Annotated in this window: 12 protein-coding genes and 2 pseudogenes; 8 read left to right on the plus strand and 6 right to left on the minus strand. The window is 70.7% G+C overall.

Features of this window, described 5'->3' with window-relative positions; genetic code table 11:
* Positions 1 to 22: 22 nt before the first annotated feature.
* Both menC and KIV56_RS05875 read right to left on the minus strand, forming a co-directional pair.
* Positions 23 to 1,132 (minus strand): o-succinylbenzoate synthase, encoded by a 1,110-nt coding sequence (gene menC, locus KIV56_RS05870; RefSeq protein WP_281535502.1) that lies wholly within the window; start codon positions 1,130 to 1,132, stop codon positions 23 to 25.
* A 76-nt stretch (positions 1,133 to 1,208) separates the two neighbouring features.
* Complete coding sequence (locus KIV56_RS05875) at positions 1,209 to 2,405, minus strand: cryptochrome/photolyase family protein (protein WP_281535503.1); 1,197 nt, start codon at positions 2,403 to 2,405, stop codon at positions 1,209 to 1,211.
* Between the two features lie 546 nt (positions 2,406 to 2,951).
* Between KIV56_RS05875 and KIV56_RS05880 the strand changes: the two genes are divergently transcribed.
* From KIV56_RS05880 to KIV56_RS05890, 3 genes are all read left to right on the plus strand, one after another.
* On the plus strand, positions 2,952 to 3,713 hold the full coding sequence (locus tag KIV56_RS05880; RefSeq protein WP_348648543.1) for an oxygenase MpaB family protein: 762 nt from the start codon (positions 2,952 to 2,954) through the stop codon (positions 3,711 to 3,713).
* Between the two features lie 318 nt (positions 3,714 to 4,031).
* A complete protein-coding gene (locus KIV56_RS05885) occupies positions 4,032 to 4,244 on the plus strand; it encodes a hypothetical protein (RefSeq protein ID WP_281535505.1) in 213 nt (70 codons plus the stop codon).
* A gap of 22 nt (positions 4,245 to 4,266) precedes the next feature.
* Positions 4,267 to 4,521 carry a hypothetical protein gene (locus tag KIV56_RS05890; protein ID WP_281535506.1) on the plus strand — a complete coding sequence of 85 codons (255 nt, stop codon included), beginning with the start codon at positions 4,267 to 4,269 and terminating at the stop codon, positions 4,519 to 4,521.
* A 329-nt stretch (positions 4,522 to 4,850) separates the two neighbouring features.
* Here KIV56_RS05890 and KIV56_RS05895 read toward each other — a convergent pair whose 3' ends face one another.
* The 3 genes from KIV56_RS05895 to KIV56_RS05905 all read right to left on the minus strand — a co-directional run bounded on the left by KIV56_RS05895 (position 4,851) and on the right by KIV56_RS05905 (position 7,995).
* On the minus strand, positions 4,851 to 5,492 hold the full coding sequence (locus KIV56_RS05895) for a MerR family transcriptional regulator (protein WP_281535507.1): 642 nt from the start codon (positions 5,490 to 5,492) through the stop codon (positions 4,851 to 4,853).
* On the minus strand, positions 5,489 to 6,448 hold the full coding sequence (locus KIV56_RS05900) for an NAD-dependent epimerase/dehydratase family protein (protein ID WP_281535508.1): 960 nt from the start codon (positions 6,446 to 6,448) through the stop codon (positions 5,489 to 5,491). The genes KIV56_RS05895 and KIV56_RS05900 overlap by 4 nt, the downstream gene beginning before the upstream one ends.
* 191 nt (positions 6,449 to 6,639) lie before the next feature.
* Positions 6,640 to 7,995: a M18 family aminopeptidase gene (locus tag KIV56_RS05905; RefSeq protein ID WP_281535509.1), complete on the minus strand. Its 1,356-nt coding sequence runs from the start codon at positions 7,993 to 7,995 to the stop codon at positions 6,640 to 6,642.
* Positions 7,996 to 8,072: 77 nt separating this feature from the next.
* On the opposite strand from KIV56_RS05905, the gene KIV56_RS05910 reads away from it, so the two are divergent.
* From KIV56_RS05910 to KIV56_RS05915, 3 genes and pseudogenes are all read left to right on the plus strand, one after another.
* Entirely contained in the window at positions 8,073 to 10,613 is a 2,541-nt protein-coding gene (locus KIV56_RS05910; RefSeq protein ID WP_281535510.1) for a glycoside hydrolase family 65 protein, read from the plus strand.
* 30 nt (positions 10,614 to 10,643) lie between these two features.
* Positions 10,644 to 10,775: pseudogene (locus KIV56_RS20245) on the plus strand (DUF2510 domain-containing protein); the annotation flags it as partial.
* A 196-nt stretch (positions 10,776 to 10,971) separates the two neighbouring features.
* A complete protein-coding gene (locus KIV56_RS05915; RefSeq protein ID WP_281535511.1) occupies positions 10,972 to 11,277 on the plus strand; it encodes a hypothetical protein in 306 nt (101 codons plus the stop codon).
* Between the two features lie 36 nt (positions 11,278 to 11,313).
* On the opposite strand, the gene KIV56_RS05920 is transcribed toward KIV56_RS05915, so the two are convergent.
* Complete coding sequence (locus KIV56_RS05920; protein ID WP_281535512.1) at positions 11,314 to 11,691, minus strand: hypothetical protein; 378 nt, start codon at positions 11,689 to 11,691, stop codon at positions 11,314 to 11,316.
* 405 nt (positions 11,692 to 12,096) lie between these two features.
* Here KIV56_RS05920 and KIV56_RS05925 point away from each other — a divergent pair.
* A pseudogene (locus KIV56_RS05925) lies at positions 12,097 to 14,248 on the plus strand (DEAD/DEAH box helicase).
* A gap of 70 nt (positions 14,249 to 14,318) precedes the next feature.
* A complete protein-coding gene (locus KIV56_RS05930; RefSeq protein ID WP_281535513.1) occupies positions 14,319 to 16,445 on the plus strand; it encodes an acyltransferase family protein in 2,127 nt (708 codons plus the stop codon).
* Positions 16,446 to 16,606 lie beyond the last annotated feature (161 nt).

Consider the following 16,606-nt stretch of genomic DNA (forward strand, 5'->3'; position numbering starts at 1 on the left):
AGGACTTCTCGTGCCGGCCGGATCAGAACCGGATGTCCGACCTCGACACGGTGAGCTCGTGCAGCACGTCGGGCAGCACCTCCACGCCGATGCCCGGACCGGTCGGAACCCGGAGATGGCCGTCCTCGAGCACGAACGGCTCCGTCAGGTCCTGGGCGTAATAGCGGCTCGAGGCGGAGGTGTCCCCCGGCAGCACGAAGTCGGGCAGCCCGGCGAGCGCGACGTTCGCCGCCCGGCCGATGCCGGTCTCGAGCATGCCACCGCACCACACCGGAACACCGTGGGCGGCCGCGACGTCGTGGATCCGCCTGGCCTCGAGGTACCCGCCGACCCGGGAGGGCTTGACGTTGATGATGCTGCACGCTCCGAGGGTGATCGCGGCGGCGGCGTCCCGCGCGGACTCGATCGATTCGTCGAGGCAGACCGGGGTCTGGATGAGCTTGGCGAGGGCGGCGTGCCCGAGCATGTCGTCCTCTGGGAGCGGCTGTTCGATCAGGAGCAGGTCGAAGGGGTCGAGGCGGGCGAGGTGGCGGGCATCGGCGAGGGTGTACGCGGTGTTCGCGTCGACCTGCAGCAGCACGTCCGGCCCGAAGCGCTCGCGCACGGCGCGCACGGGGCCGAGGTCCCAGCCCGGCTCGATCTTGAGCTTGATCCGGAGGTAGCCCTCATCGAGGTATCCCTCGACGGCGGCGAGGAGCCGGTCGATCGAGTCCATGATTCCGACCGAGACGCCCGCGGGGACGAGGTCGTTCACCGCTCCGAGGTAGCCCCCGAACGAGACTCCGGAGGCGCGGAGCTGGGCGTCGAGGATCGCGGTCTCGAGGGCGGCCTTGGACATCCGGTGCCCCTTGACCGCGGCGAGCGCCGGCTCGACCCGCTCAGCGGTGAGCCGGTTGCCGGCGGCGGCGAGCCGCGGGGTCAGGTGGTCGCGGATCACGAGTTCGCAGCCGTCGAGGAACTCGGAACTGTAGAGGGGTTCGGCCTCTGCGGCGCACTCGGCCCAGCCCTCGGCATCCGCAGTGGTCACGTGCACGAGGAGCGCCTCCCGCTCGGACACCGAGCCGAAGGAGGTGCGGAACGGGCTGACGAGCGGCAGGCGCACCCGGCGCAGTTCGACGTTCTCGATCTTCATCCCGGTTTCCTCCGTCTCGCGCCCCGGCCACGAGCGCCCTCTCCCCGAATCTAACGCGTCGAAAGAACCAGGGAGCTCACCACACCGTGCGAGAGCGCTCCTGCGCGACGACGGCCTCACGGTCGGCGAGACGACCCAGTCCGGCCAGCGGCTGGCTCATCCGGTGGTTGCCGCGGATGCGCGGCTCGACCCGGTCGAGGAAGGCCCAGTAGCCGGCGGTGAAGGGGCAGGCGTCCTCGCCGAGTCGTTTCTTCGGGTTGAACGGGCAGCCGCCGCAGAAATCGCTCATCGTCGAGATGTATGCGCCGCCCGACGTGTATGGCTTGGTCGCGACGATGCCGCCGTCGGCATGCTGGGACATCCCGACGACGTTGGCCGGCATCACCCACGGCGTGCCGTCCACGAACGCCGCGATGAACCAGTCGTTCAGCTCGCCCGGGTGATAGCCGCGCTGGAGGGCCTGGTTGCCCAGGATCATCAGGCGCTGGATGTGGTGGGCCCAGCCCGTGTCGGCGACGGCGTTCAGCACGTGGCTGACGCAGGCGGCGCGCACGCCGGAGCCGTCGAGCTCACGGAAGGACCTGGGCAGTGGCTCGTGGGCGCCCAGGAAGTTGCTGCTGCCGACATAGTCGGGGCCGAGGTGCCAGTAGAGGTGCCACACCCAGTCCCGCCAGCCCATCAGCTGGCGGACGACGGCCTCGACGCTCTGCAGCGGCGCCGCTCCGCTCGCGTGGGCGGCGACGACCGCATCGATCACCTCGCGCGGGTGCAACAGCCCCAGGTTCAGCGGAACGCTCAACCGGGAGTGCGCCATTGCATCGTCTCCGCGCAGCGACGCGTCCTCGAAGGGGCCGAAGTCGTTCAGGCGGGTCTCGATGAAGTCGTCGAGGGCGGCCAGGGCTTCGGCCCGGGTCGCGGCGAAGCGTCGCGGCCCGTCGCGGCCGATCAGGGTGATCCGGCCATCCGCCTGCAGCCGGTCGAGGTCGCGGCGCACCTCGGCGTCGATGTCGTCTTCGACCGGGGTCCACGGGTCGGGCAGGCCGAGGCCGACGGCCCCACGGGGTGGCGGGCGGCGGTTGTCGTGGTCGAAGTTGAACCGGCCGCCCTCGGGGTCTGGTCCGCGCATCAGGACGCCGGTCCGGGCGCGCACCGAACGGTAGAACTGCTCGAGCACCAGCCGGGAGGCCGGTCGGCCCGCCGCCCAGTGCGCGAAGTCGGCCTCGCTCGTGACGAAACCCCGGCTGGGCAGCACGTCGGCGCCGAGTTCGGCCACGAGCGCCCGCGCCCCCAGCTGGTGGGATCGATCACCTCGAGCGGACGGCCGGAGAGCACGTCGCGATAGTGCTCCGTGCGCAGGAATTCCACCCGATCGCCGAGTTCCCGCGCCCGGTGCCGCAGCGCGCTGAGGATCAGGTGCGCCTTCGCCCGGTGGTACGGCCTGCGGCCCAGGACCCCGACGGCCTCGACCAGGACGATCGGTCCGCCGTCGTCGAAATGCGGTCCGAGCTGGTCGGCGAACAGGAATCGGGGCACCGGCATGGTCGTGAGTCTAGAGCCGGGCACGCGCATCAGATTCCGCCGGTCGTGCTGTTCGGGGCGGATGCCCAGCGGCCACCGGTTAACCTCGGGTATGGGCAGGTTCACGGACAGCTGGCGATCGCATCTTCTCTCGACGCTGTCCGGAAACTCCGAGGGACGGCCCTCGTGGGTGGAGAAGATGGAACGCGGCGACGACGCCGGATTCTTCGGGCCCGAATCGGCCGCGTGGGCGGTGCACGGCGGGATGGCGACGATGGTCGCCGGGATCCGCGCGTTGTTGATGCAGACCCTGCACCCGGGCGCGATGGCCGGGGTGCACGACTGGTCGCGATACAAGGAGGATCCGCTCGGGCGCCTCTCCGGGACGATCCAGTGGCTCGTGACCGTGACCTTCGCCGACACGACCGTCGCGACCGAGGAATCGACGCGGGTCGGCCGCTTCCACGACCGGGTGACGGGCACCTACCTCGATGCGGCGGGAGTCTCGCGACCCTACGCCGCCGGGGACCCCGAACTGCTCTCCTGGGTGCACATCGTCTTCACGGATGCCTTCCTCGAGTCGCACAAGCTCTGGGGCGGCGGCATCCCGGGCGGCGCCGACGGTTACGTGCGCGAATGGGCGAAGGCCGGCGAACTGGTGGGAGTGCAGGACCCGCCGCGGTCGGCGGCGGAGCTCGCCGCCCAACTCGCCGCCTTCACCGAAACCGGGACGCTGAAGAGCGACGAGCGCGTCGCCGAGGCGGTGCGCTTCATCCGCAATCCGCCGCTGCGACGCGGGATGCTGCCGTTCTACCGGGTGATGTTCGCCGGGGCGGTCGCCTCGCTCCCGCGCCAGTATCGACAGCTGCTCGGCCTGCGCCGCTCGATGTTCCCGGTCGTCTGGGCGACCGGGGCCGTTCTCCGCATCGTGCGGATGCTGCTCGGCGCCTCCTCGACGTCCGAGGACGCCGCCCGGACCCGCATCGCCCGCATCGCCCGTGCCCGCCTCGCGCCCGAGCCCGACGCTGAGGTGTCGCAGATCGACGTTCCCGAGCCGACTTAACGTCGATCTGCGACACTTCACGGAGCCTGCCGCAGCATCCGTCGGTGACAGGGCGGCGCGGGAGGCTGCGGCCAGCACGAGCGTCGCCGCCACCGCGCCGACAGCGATGAGCGCGATGGAGAGGGTCGTCACGAGCGCGTCCGGGCGCACGATCGACTGTCCGGCGAGCGCCTGCCCGGTGAGGATCGCGAGGACACCGAGATAGAGCCCGATCACGAGCCGGACCAGCCGCAACCGCACCACCGGTGCACGCAGCATGACCAGCCGGGAAGCGAGCACCTCGAGCAGCAGGGCCGTGAGCGGGATCACCTGGAGGGCGTGCATTCCGACGAAGTGCGGAATCCGCAGGTCGCCGGCGACGGTGCTCCAGCCGAGGAGCGGGAGCCCCGGGCCGCCGTCAGGGACGCCGACGGTGTGCGCACCGACGATGCCCTGGAAGGCGTCGAGTTGTGCGGCGGTCGGCCCGGTCATCAGGAACGCGAGGCCCATCCCGATCACGGCGATCACGCTGCCGGCCCGGATCGCGAGTGACCTGGCGGGATCGCCGAGGTCCGTGCGGAACAACAGCACCGCCGTGAGGAGGGCGGCCATCCAGACGACCACGATGGAGACGGCCATCACCGACCACAGCGTCGCCGACATCGGGGTGGACACATTGAAGTGGCTCGTGACGCCGAGGGAGGCTGCACCGACGATGATCACCATTTCGATGACGAGCCCGATCGTCGACACCGTGCCGATCCACCAGGCCAGTCGACGACGACGCGCGGAGAGGATGCCGAGCAGCCAGGCGAGGCTCGCGGCGTAGATGAGCACGCTGAGCGAGAACTTGAGCGGCTTGGCCCAGACCGGCGCGCCGGTGAGGCTGCGCTGGTCGACCAGCAGCCCGACCAGGCAGACCACCACGAGCACCGCCATGGCGGCTGAGGCCGCGAGCAGCGGTCGATGCCAGGCGAGTGTGCGCAGGGCGGGCCAGTCGGTGGCCGGTCGTTGGCCGGCGTCGACGGATGCCGGCGATGTCGCGCGGCCGGACGCCGGGCGCTCTGGAAACTCGGGGGTGTTCATGGGTCGCTCCCTGTTCTGTCGGTCGAGTGGTGGCGGTGCGGTAGGTCGTGCTGTCGTGCTGTCGTGCGATGTTCAGGGGGTATGGTCGGGTGCCGCCTCGGGCGGCTGTCCGTAGCGGAGGGCGGCGATGTGTTCCTGTGCAGCGCGGCGGAGTCCGGAGAAGAGCTTGTCGCCGAGAACGGTGCCGACGACGACGGTCTCGCCCTTCGCTGCCCGGTCGACCCGGGCATCCAGCTCGTCGATGTCGGCCTCCGCGGCCAGCAGGGCGGCGGCGGCGTACCGGTCGAACCAGCCGCGGACGTCGATCTGGCCGACCTCGGCGAAGGTGTCGACGACCCGCGCCGCGGCCAGTCGACCGGGGTTCGCCGCCGAGACATGCCAGCCGGCGGTGAGGGCGTCCACCCTGGCCAGCGCTTCCGCGCTCACCGTGGACTCGTCGATCGTGGCAGACACCGAGTGCTGGGCGATCTCGAACGTCTCCGGAAGCGACCGCTCGGAGTCGATGGCCTCGAGTACCCGCCGGACGGCCGCGACGCTCAGCCCGCCGACCTCGGTGAGGCCGCGGATCAGTCGGATGCGCTCGAGGTGCGACTCCGCGTACAGCGCCTGGTTCGGCCCGGAGCGCTCCCCGCCGGCGAGGAGGGTCTCCCGCTGGTAGTACTTGATCGTCGCAACGGGGGTCCCGCTCCGGGTGCTCAGTTCTGCCATTCTCATCGCTTGTCCTGGGCCGGCAGGCCGGCAACCTCGAGGGCACGGTAGCTCGCGATGACCTCGGGAAGGGACTGCTCCCAGGGGGTCGCCGACACACCGAGCAGTCGTTCGGTCTCGGCGGCGTCGACGACGAAGGGGGCGGTGAACTGGTAGGCGGAGTCGTTGGCGGCACGGATGAACGGGACGAACATCCCGAGCACGCGCAGCAGGGCGGGGCTGAGCCTGGCCAGGCTCCCCCGCTTGCCCGTGAGCGCGTCGACCCGGGCTGCGAGCTCGGTGCGGGAGAGCGGTTCGGCCGCCGGCACGTGCCAGACGCGACCCCATGGTCCGCGGTGGTCCGCCGCCGCGAGGAGGGTCGCGACGATGTCGGCCAGGTAGCACCAGCTGTGCGGCGCGTCGGGGCTCCCGAAGACGCGCGCGGTCTTTCCGGCGACAAGCGGACCGAAGAAGGCGCTCCCGAGCTGGGAGGTCTTGCCGGCTCCGGGGCCGAAGTAGTCGCTCGCGCGCACCTCCACGACCTGGATTTCGCCGCGCTTGGCGGCGGCGAGGGCGAGTTCCCAGCCCTCGGTGCGCACCCGGCCCTTCGGCTCTGTCGGATGCTGCGGAGTCGCCTCGGTCATCGGCATCGGGCTGCCCTCTCCGTACCCGTAGAGGTTGCCCATCAGCACGAGCCGGGCCCCGGACCGGCGGGCGGTCTCGATCGCGGCCCGGAACATTGGCGGCCAGAGTTCTGGCCAGCGGTGGTACTGGCTGGGGCCGGTGACGAGGAAGATCGTGGCGGCGCCCTCGGCAGCCGCAGCGAGGGCGTCCACGTCCGAGGCGTCGACGACGAGGGCACGGGCGCCGGGGACGACCGTGCCGCTGCGGGTGCCCAGGGTGACGCTGTCACCACGTTCGACAAGCGCTGCGGCGAGCGCCCTGCCGATGTACCCGGCGCCGACAACGAGTTGGTCAGTCATGAGTCCTCCTTGAGTGGGGCTCGCCCCTTCAGATACCTGAACTATCTGATGCTCAGAGTAGCTGATACAAACGCTATCCGATAGTGGCACTATCCAGATGTGCCCGGCCAACGTCGCTGAGGTGTCGCACATCGACCTTCCTGAGCCGACGGAACCTCGATTCGCGACACCTCGCGGAACCTCAGCGGCGGCTACGCCTCGGGGGCGAAGAAGGCGCCGATCGCCGCACTGAGCGCGACCGGGTCGGCCACGTGGCAGAGTTCGCGGGCCGAGTGCATCGACAGGAGCCCGATGCCGACGTCGACCGTGTGGATGCCGAGCCGGGTCGCGGTGAGCGGGCCGATCGTCGAGCCGCACGGGACCGTGTTGTTCGAGACGAACTCCTGGTAGGCCACGCCGGCCTGCGCGCAGGTGCGGGCCCAGAGGGCGGCACCGGCGGCATCCGTGGCGTAGCGCTGCGTCGCGTTGATCTTGAGCAGCGGGCCGGCCCCCGGCACCGGCAGGTTCGCCGGGTCGTGCTTCTCGGGGTAGTTCGGGTGCACGAGGTGCCCGGCGTCGGCCGAGAGGCACCACGAGCCGGCGTATGCGCGCAGCTTGTCGGAGGCGGATGCCCCGAGTCCGGACCCGATCCGGGTCAGGACATCGTCGAGAAGCGGTCCGCTCGCCCCCGACCGGGTCTGGGAACCGAGTTCCTCGTGGTCGAAGGCGGCAAGGACACTCGTGCCCTGGACCACTCCGGCGGCGGCATCGACACCGGCTGTGCCGTCGTCCGCCACGGCGAGGAGCGCGACCAGGCCCGCGTGCACCGACGACAGGTTGTCGAGGCGTCCGGCGGCGAAAAGCGCGTTGTCGAGGCCGAAACGTGCGGGGGCCGCGGTGTCGGCGGTCAGGAGGTCGTAACCGGCCACATCCGCCGCTTCGAGCCCGGCCAGGCCGGCGAGGTGGGCGAGCAGGTCGGCAGCGGCGAGGTCGCCGACCCCGTAGACCGGGTTCAGGTGGCGCTGCCGGTCGAGGGTGAGGCCGTTGTTGGCGTCACGGTCGAGGTGGATGGCGAGCTGCGGGATGCGCAGGAACGGGCCGGTGCGCACGAGGTGCTCCGTGCCGTCGCGGGTGACGAGGCGTCCGGCGAGTTCGAGCTCGCGGTCGAGCCAGGAGTTGAGCAGCGGGCCACCGTAGACCTCGACGCCGGCCTGCAGCCAGCCTCTGCTGCCGATGGTCGGCTTCGGCTTGAGCTTGAAGCCGGGCGAGTCTGTGTGCGCTCCGAGGATGCGGAACGGCGACGCCGGGCCGACACCGGCCGGCTGCACCCAGGCCACGACCGCGCCGTCGCGCACGATGAAGTGCCGCCTGGCCACGCCCGCGCCGCTGTCCGTGCCGCTGCCGACCGCGCTGCCCGGCCACTCATCGCGTTCGTCGAGCCGGGTGAATCCACCGGCCTCGAGCCGGCGCGCGAGTTCCGCGGCGGCGTGGTACGAGGACGGCGACGCTGCGATGAAGCCGGCGAGGTCGTCGATGTACTCTGGGTGCGAATCCGGTGCGAAGGTCATCCCCCTATCCAAGCACCGGCCGGCGACGGGCATGCACGAGGGCTTTCGCCGGACGGATGACCGCAGAAGGGTGTGCCATGGTCCCGACCGTCCGGCCGAGCAACACCGCCGGTGCGAGCACCGTTCCGAGGCGCCCGCCGAGCACCGTCGCGGATGCCGTCGCGGGCGACGACGCGGCTGCCGACGCCTGGGTGCTGCGCTTCGAGGGCTTCGACCCGGCCACCGAAGGCGTCCGCGAAGCGCTCTGCGCCCTCGGCAACGGATACTGGGGCACCCGGGGCGCTTCCCCAGAGGCGTCGGCGGATGCCGTGCACTACCCGGGCACCTACCTCGCCGGCGTCTACAACCCGGTGCACACCGAGCTCGGCAGCCATTCCCGCGACGATGAACACATGGTCAATGCCCCCAATTGGCTCGCCCTGTCGTTCCGCATCGGCACCGCGGACTGGTTCCGGCCAGAGGACCCCGGAGTCCTGGACTACCGGCAGGAACTCGACCTCCGGCGCGGCCTGCTGACCAGGGTCATCCGCTTTCGGGACGCCGACCGGCACACGACAACGGTCACCTCGCGGCGTTTCGTGTCCCAATCCGACCCGCACGTCGCCGTGCTCGAGACGACCTTTGAGGCTCAGGGCTGGTCGGGCCCGGTGACGGTGCGCTCGGCCGTCGACGGCCGCGTCGCGAACCGCAATGTGGCGGCCGATGCCGCGCTCACGAACAGGCACCTGATGCCACGCACCCGCACCGAGGTCGACGACCGCACCGTGCTCCTCGAAATGGAAACCACCGTCTCGGGAGTGCACATCGCGATGGCCGCGCGCACCCGGGTCTTCGAGGCCGACCCTGCGGGCGCGGATCGGCCAGGCCCACCCCGCGAGATCACGGTGGCCCGGCGATTCCTGAGCGAACCCGGCTTCGTCGCGCACGAGTTCGAGCTGCTCCTCGAGCCTGGGCGACCGGTCCGGGTGGAGAAGACCGTCATCGTCGGCACATCGAGGGACCGCGCCGTCGTGTCGGCGCCGTTCGCCGTGACCGCGTGGATGCGCCGGGTCGCCGACCCGGCGGACCTTCTCGTCGCGCACGAGCGTGAATGGCGCGGGCTCTGGGACGAGTTCGCGGTGAACCTCGACGACAACGAGCACCAGTCCCTCGCGCTCAACCTCAACACCTTCCATGTCTTGCAGACCCTCGCCGGCGTCGACGCCGACCTCGACGCCGGCGTCCCCGCCCGTGGGCTCACCGGGGAGGGCTACCGGGGGCACGTGTTCTGGGACGAAGTCTTCGTCTACCCGGTGCTCACCCTGCGCCGCCCCGACCTGAGCCGGGCGCTCATCGGCTACCGGTACCGGCGCCTCGCCCAGGCCAGGGCGGCCGCGACGGCCGCCGGCCTCGAGGGCGCGATGTTCCCCTGGCAGAGCGGCATCGACGGGCGGGAAGTGACCCCGGCCGAACTGTTCAACCCGCGCACCAATGAGTGGATGCCCGATCATTCCCACAACCAGCGCCACGTCGGGCTGGCCGTCGCGTACAGCGTGTGGACGTACTACCAGGCCACGGGGGACGTCGACTTCCTCATCCACCAGGGTGCCGAACTGCTGCTGGAGGTCACGCGGTTCTTCGCGGCCCTGGCCACGTACGACGAGAGCGCCGATCGCTTCGACATCAGTGGCGTCATGGGACCGGACGAATTCCACGATGGAGCCCCCGGAGCGCCGGGAACGGGGCTGCGCAACAACACCTATACCAACGTGATGACCGCCTGGCTGATGGCGCGGGCCGTCGACACGGTCGCCGTGCTGAACGGGCGCAGCTGCCGGCCGCTCTGGAACCGGCTCGGCCTGCGCCCGGGCGAGGTCGACCGCTGGCGGCACATCGGCAGCCGGCTCCGGCTGTCGTTCCTGCCCGGAGGGGTGCCCAGCCAGTTCGACGGATACGAGGCACTCCCCGAGTTCGACTGGGCGGGGTATCGCGCCCGCTACGGCGACCTCGGCCGACTCGACCTGATCCTCAACGCGGAGGGCGACAGCACGAACAACTACCGGGTGTCCAAGCAGGCCGACGTGCTGATGCTGCTCTACCTGTTCTCGGCCGAGGAACTGCGGAGGCTGCTGCACGGGCTGGGGTACCCGCTGCCGCCGGAGGCCGTCGTCGCCACGGTGGACTTCTACGGGTCCCGGTCCACGCACGGGTCGACCCTGAGCAACGTCGTGCATTCCTGGGTGGAGGCCCGTCGCGACCGGGAGCGCTCCTGGCAGTTCCTGACCAGGGCCCTGGACAGCGACCTCGCCGACATTCAGGGCGGCACCACCCACGAGGGCATCCACCTCGGCGCGATGGCGGGGTCCGTGGACATGATGGTGCGGTGTTACAGCGGCCTCGAGATCCGCGACGACATCCTCTGGCTGCACCCCGTGCTCCCCGCGGAGCTCGGTGCGTTCTCCTTCAGCATCAACTACCGGGACCACCCGATCCGGCTCGAGCTCACGCCGACGAACCTGCGCGTGACACTCAGCACCGGCGGTGCCCCGCCGATCCGGGTACGGGTGGATGGCCAGGACGCCTGGCTCTCCCCGGGCCAGGTCCGCGATTTCCCACTGGTCCCGGAGCAGAGGCCCTAGACTGACCGCAATCGACTAGGTGGGGGCACAATGACCGACGGATCAGGCAATTACTTTCCGCTGCCTGCGGCGGCTCCCGCGGCGGGCTGGTATCCGGACCCCGCAGGCTCCCCTCGCCAGCGCTGGTGGAACGGCGCGGCCTGGACCATGGACCTGCACTATCCCGAGCCTCCCGTCTACGGGCGCCTCGCTCCGACCAGGGTCCTCGCACCCGACACGCCCGCCTACACCGCGGCCATCTGGATCATCACGCTGCTGCCGCTCCTGTCGCTCATCAACGTGGCGTCGACCGACCTCACCGCGGACTTCAACCGGGGGCTGTCGGAGGGCTCCACCGGCACGACGACGTCGGCGACGGATGTCCTCAGCCAGGCTCCTCAGCATCGCCTTCTACGCGGCATCGGTCACCCTCGCCTACTTCGACCGGCGCCGGCTGCTCGCCGACGGGTTCACCCGCCCGTTCCACTGGGCCTGGACCTTCCTCTCCTCCGGTGTCTACGTGATCGGCCGCTCGATCGTCGTTCGCAACCAGGCGGGCCGCGGCCTGACCCCGATCTGGGTCTGGACCGGCATCGTCGTCCTCACGACGCTGGTCACCTTCGCCAAGTTCGCGGCCCTCGTGCCGCTCTTCCTCACGACGATCGGCTCGGGCATCGCGGCCTGAGCGGCAGCCGGCGAGCGCGGAATGGCTCGAGCGCGCCTAGACCTCGCTCTGCAGTGCGGCGCGGGCGAACGCGGCCCCGCCGGGGGTGATCGTCCAGTTCAGGTGATCCCGGATGGTGGTGTTGAACACGCCGAGGTGGTTCAACAGGCGCCACTTGACGAGGACGATCTGAGACGCCGCACCCGGCGACAAACGCTCGCCGTTCTTCTGCCCCCAGCCGACGGTCTCGAGGCCGAGCGCGAGAGCCTGCTGGAACAGGGCGGCCTCGGTGAACCCCCGCCGGGCGATGAGCACCAGGAGAAGGCTGGTGGCGTCCGCCTCGACGGGCGAGCGACTCGTGCGGATGGTCCGCGCGAGGTGCCACCACAGCTCGCGCGGGTTTTCGGCGAGGGCGCGACCCCTGCTCGTGAGCATGAGCCGTCCCTTGCTCACCCGCAGCAACCCGACCCGGCGGAGGTGGTCGCGCAGGCTCCTGCAGCGGAAGCATGTTGACCTCACGGTTGACCGTCACGGGCCAGCCCCAGTCGAGCTCGGTCGTCGCCGCGAGCACATCGACAGGCGGCAGATAACCGGCATCGGTGAGGCGGATGCCGTCGGCACCGACCCGGCGCAGGATCCACTGAACGTGTCCCACCATCCGGTGCATCGCCCGCTCGGGAAGCAGGATCGTGTCGTTGACACGCGCCTCGGCGAGCACGAGCCGGAAGCCGGCGATCGCGTCGGGGTGCATGCGGGATTCGAGTTCCTGGGTGACCTTCACGCTGCGAGCCTACCGAGCGTCCCTGCAGAACTGTCAGCGGTACCTGCGAAGCTGGGACGATGACCGACACCCGGACCGACACCCGCGCATCCGCCCGTGAGATTCTGCGCACCCTCGTGGGTCGTGACGACGCCGACTTCCACGATGGGCAGTTCGAGGCCATCTCCACCCTCGTCGACGACCGCCGCCGCGCGCTCGTCGTGCAGCGCACCGGCTGGGGGAAGTCGGCCGTGTACTTCGTCGCGACCCTGCTGTTGCGCCGCCAGGGCGCGGGTCCCACCATCCTCGTCTCGCCGTTGCTCGCCCTGATGCGCGACCAGGTCGCCGCGGCGGCGCGCGCGGGCGTGCGTGCGGTGTCGATCAACTCCTCGAACGCGCACGAGTGGGCCGGTGTGCTCGAGCAGTTGCGGAGGGATGAGGTCGACGTGCTCCTGGTCTCCCCCGAACGGCTGAACAACCCGTCGTTCCGCGACGAGCAGTTGCCCGCGCTCATCAGTCGCGTCGGCCTGCTCGTCGTCGACGAAGCGCACTGCATTTCCGACTGGGGCCACGACTTCCGCCCGGACTACCGCCGGCTGCGCGACCTCATCGCGACGATGCCTGCCGGAGTACCGGTGCTCGCGACGACCGCGACGGCGAACAGCCGCGTCGTGACGGATGTCGCGGAGCAGCTCGCGCCGGCGGTGGCGGCACCAGGTCAGGCAGCGGGGCCCGGCGTCGTCACCATCCGTGGTCCGCTCGCCCGCGCCTCCCTGCGGCTCGGCGTGCTGCGACTGCCCGACTCGCGCGCCCGGCTCGCCTGGCTGCTCAGCCACATCGACGAGCTGCCCGGCAGCGGCATCATCTACACCCTCACCGTCTCGGCGGCCGAGGACACCGCACGCCTGCTGCGCGAGGCCGGCCATGCCGTGCGCGCGTACACCGGCCAGACCGACACCGCGGAACGCGAGGAGTCGGAGGGCATGCTCAAGCGCAACGAGGTCAAGGCCCTCGTCGCCACGAGCGCCCTCGGCATGGGCTTCGACAAGCCGGACCTCGGCTTCGTGCTGCACCTGGGCGCCCCCTCCTCCCCCGTCGCGTACTACCAGCAGGTCGGCCGCGCCGGGCGCGCGACCGAGAACGCCGACGTGCTCCTCCTCCCCGGCATCGAGGACGAGGCGATCTGGCAGTATTTCGCGACCTCGTCGATGCCGAGCGAGCACAAGGCCGAGGCCGTGCTCGGCGCCCTCGGCGACGCGGGCGGTCGCCCGCTCTCGACGCCGGCGCTCGAGGCGCGCGTCGACCTCAAGCGGTCCCCCCTCGAGCCTGCTGCTCAAGGTCCTCGACGTCGACGGCGCCGTGCGCAGGGTCACCGGCGGCTGGGTGTCGACCGGGCAGCCCTGGGTCTACGACCAGGTGCGCTACGAGCGCATCGCGGCAGCCCGGCTCGCCGAACAGCAGTCGATGATCGACTACGAACGGACGACCGGCTGCCGGATGGAGTTCCTGCAGCGCGCCCTCGACGACGACACGGCGGTGCCCTGCGGCCGTTGCGACAACTGCACGGCGGCCTGGTACCCGTCCGACGTCGCGGTGGCGGCGGCCTCGGCAGCCGCGGCCTCACTGGACAGGGTCGGCGTCGAGCTCGAACCCCGCGCGCAGTGGCCGACCGGGGTCGCGAGCCTCGGGGTCGACGTCCGCGGCAACATCCCGGTGGGCGAGCGCCTCGCCGCGGGTCGTGCCCTCGCCCGGCTCACCGACCTCGGCTGGGGCGGAGCCCTCCGCGACACGTTCGCGGTCCAGACGGCGGATGCCCCGGCGAGCGCCGCGATGACGAGCGCCTGCGTGCGGGTGCTCGCCGACTGGAACTGGGACGAACGACCGGCCGCGGTGCTCAGCATGCCGTCGCGGCGGCATCCGCTTCTCGTGGCCTCGGTCGCCCGCGCCCTCTCGGAAGCAGGGCGCCTGCCCTGGCTCGGCTCCCTCGACCTGGTCGGAGGCGGCCCAGACGGAAGCAGCGGCGGCAACAGCGCCTACCGCCTCGCCGCGGTCTGGAACCGCTTCGCGGTCGGGCCGGAACTCGCCGCGTCATTGGCACCCTTCGCCGGAAAGCCGGTCCTGCTGATCGACGACCTCGCCGACAGCCGGTGGACCCTCACCGTCGCCGGGCGGCTGCTGCGCCGGGCGGGCACCTCGGCTGTGCTCCCGTTCGCCCTGGCCCTGCGCTCCTGACACCGCGAGCGAAACCTCGACGGCACGTCGTTCCGATAAGCTCTCCGGGCATTCAGAACCTGGGAGACCCGTGACATCGACACTCAAGACCGAGCGACCTGCTCCGGCACCGCCGCGCGAAACCGCCGTGCGGCGGGACATCCAGGGACTACGGGCCGTCGCCATCGTCGCTGTCGTCCTCAACCACGTGATCTTGTGGCCGACCGGCGGTTTCATCGGCGTCGACATCTTCTTCGTCATCTCGGGGTTCCTGATCACCGGGATCCTGCTCCGCGACCACGAGTCCACGGGGACCATTTCGCTCCGGCGCTTCTACGCCAGGCGCATCCGGCGCATCGCACCGGCCGCGGTGACCGTGCTGGTCGTCACGGCGGTCCTCGCCCACTTCCTGTTCAACACCACGCGGGCGCTCTCCACCCTCTGGGACGCCGCCTGGTCCTTCGTCTTCGCGGCGAACTGGCACTTCACGGCCATCGGCACCGACTACTTCCACGCGACGGACCCGGCCTCGCCGCTGCAGCCGTACTGGTCGCTCTCCGTGGAGGAGCAGTTCTATCTCGTCTGGCCGGTCGCGGTCCTCCTCGTGCTCTCCGTGGGCGCGAAACACCTGCGCAGCGCCCGCCGCGGCAGGGCAGTCCTCGGCCTGGTGGCGGTCGTCGTCATCGTCGCGTCTTTCTTCTATGCCCTCGGTGAGAGCGCGACCACGCCCGCCACCGCCTACCTGTCCACGTTCTCCCGGGTCTGGGAGCTCGGCGTCGGCGCCCTCCTCGCCGCAGCCGCCCCACTCTTCCCGAGGATCCCTGTCGTGCTGCGCGGGCTCCTCGGCTGGGCGGGCCTGCTCGGAATCCTGGCCGGCTTCTTCCTGATCGACGACAGCCTGGCGTTTCCCGGTCCCTGGGCGGCCGCCCCCGTCGCGGCGACCGCGCTCGTGATCATCAGCGGCATCACCGGCCCGCAGCACTACCTGTTCCCGCTCACGAACCCGCTCAGCGTCTGGATCGGCGATATCTCGTACTCGCTGTACCTCTGGCACTTCCCGGTGATGGTATTCCTGCTGATGGCAGACCCCACGCTCAGCGTCCAGGTCGTCCTCGGGATGATCCTCGCGCTCTCGACCGTGTCGTACTACCTCATCGAACAGCCCGTCCACCGGTCGCCGTGGCTGCACCCGTTCGGCGGCTCCGCGGAATCCAGCCGCCTCGCCTGGCGCACCTGGCGGGAGAAGTTCGGCTCGCAGTTCATCCTCGCCGGGCTGAGCCTGTTCGTCATCGCGACCGTGATCGGCGTCAGCGCCCAGGTCACCCTGCACGGCACGAGCTCCCCGGCCGCGCCGATCGCGGCGCCCGGCCCGGTGGAGGACCCGACGGCGCAGCTGCAGGCCGACCTCGGCGCGGCTGCCTCCTCGACCGAGTGGCCGGGCAACCTCTCACCCTCCCTCGACGACGCGATCGCGACGACGTCGAACAACAACCCGGCCAGGGGTTGCTTCGAGGTCGGAAGCACGCCGAGCTTCGACGGCTGCACCTGGGGCAACTCGGACGCCCCGAATCACATGTACCTCGTGGGCGACTCGACGGCCCTGGCCTATGCCCCCGCGTTCAAGGCGATCGCGGAGGGCAGCAACGGGCAGTGGAAGATCACCACGATCGGCCTGTACGGCTGCCGCTTCACCGCCGTGCCCGTGCAGAACGACGGTGCCGGCGTGATGGATGCCTGCCCGCAACGCAAGCAGGACGTGGCTCAGCGCATCGTGGCAGACAACACCCGGCTCGTCGTGATCTCGAACGCATACGCCCTCGGCAAGACGCCCGACCGCACCGCCCTCTCCGCCGAGACCCTGGTCGCCTCGACGGCCGCGGAGGCGGCAACGTACAACGCCGCCGGCCGGATCGTTTACCTCGCACCGCCGCCCCTCGGGGCGAACCTCGGCCAGTGCTATTCACCGGTGTCGAGCCCGCAGAACTGCAACGCCGGCATCGACCAGGCCTGGCAGGACTTCGCGGCGGCGACCGCCGCGCTGAACGGTACCGGCAGCTTCTTCGTGTCCTCGCTGCCGTTCAGCTGCTACAACGGCGCCTGCCCCGCTTTCGCAGGAACGATCCCGACCAAGTACGACACCGTGCACATGACCGCAGCGTATTCGGCCCACATCGCGCCGGCCATCCGCTTCGCCCTCGGGGCGCTCGGCCTGATGTAGGCGACTCGTTCCGGCGGGGTCAGGCGACTCTGACCTCGATCTCCCCCGGTTCGGCGGCCTCGCTGCCGAAGACCAGGAACCGGTTGGCGATCTTGTCGGTGAAGAACCGGTCGTGGCTGACCACGACGACAGGCTCCGGGGAAGTGCACGAGGGCGCGCTC

Source organism: Cryobacterium breve, assembly GCF_027594785.1.
Lineage (GTDB): Bacteria > Actinomycetota > Actinomycetes > Actinomycetales > Microbacteriaceae > Cryobacterium > Cryobacterium breve_A.

What these genes read in the sequence shown, in the direction of transcription:
- KIV56_RS05880 (WP_348648543.1), top strand. Translation starts at nt 2,952, where the DNA reads ATGCAGACCCTGCACCCGGGCGCGATGGCCGGGGTGCACGACTGGTCG.
- KIV56_RS05915 (WP_281535511.1), top strand. Translation starts at nt 10,972, where the DNA reads ATGTCCTCAGCCAGGCTCCTCAGCATCGCCTTCTACGCGGCATCGGTC.
- KIV56_RS05900 (WP_281535508.1), bottom strand. Translation starts at nt 6,448, where the DNA reads ATGACTGACCAACTCGTTGTCGGCGCCGGGTACATCGGCAGGGCGCTC.
- menC (WP_281535502.1), bottom strand. Translation starts at nt 1,132, where the DNA reads ATGAAGATCGAGAACGTCGAACTGCGCCGGGTGCGCCTGCCGCTCGTC.
- KIV56_RS05905 (WP_281535509.1), bottom strand. Translation starts at nt 7,995, where the DNA reads ATGACCTTCGCACCGGATTCGCACCCAGAGTACATCGACGACCTCGCC.
- KIV56_RS05895 (WP_281535507.1), bottom strand. Translation starts at nt 5,492, where the DNA reads ATGAGAATGGCAGAACTGAGCACCCGGAGCGGGACCCCCGTTGCGACG.
- KIV56_RS05910 (WP_281535510.1), top strand. Translation starts at nt 8,073, where the DNA reads ATGGTCCCGACCGTCCGGCCGAGCAACACCGCCGGTGCGAGCACCGTT.
- KIV56_RS05920 (WP_281535512.1), bottom strand. Translation starts at nt 11,691, where the DNA reads ATGCTCACGAGCAGGGGTCGCGCCCTCGCCGAAAACCCGCGCGAGCTG.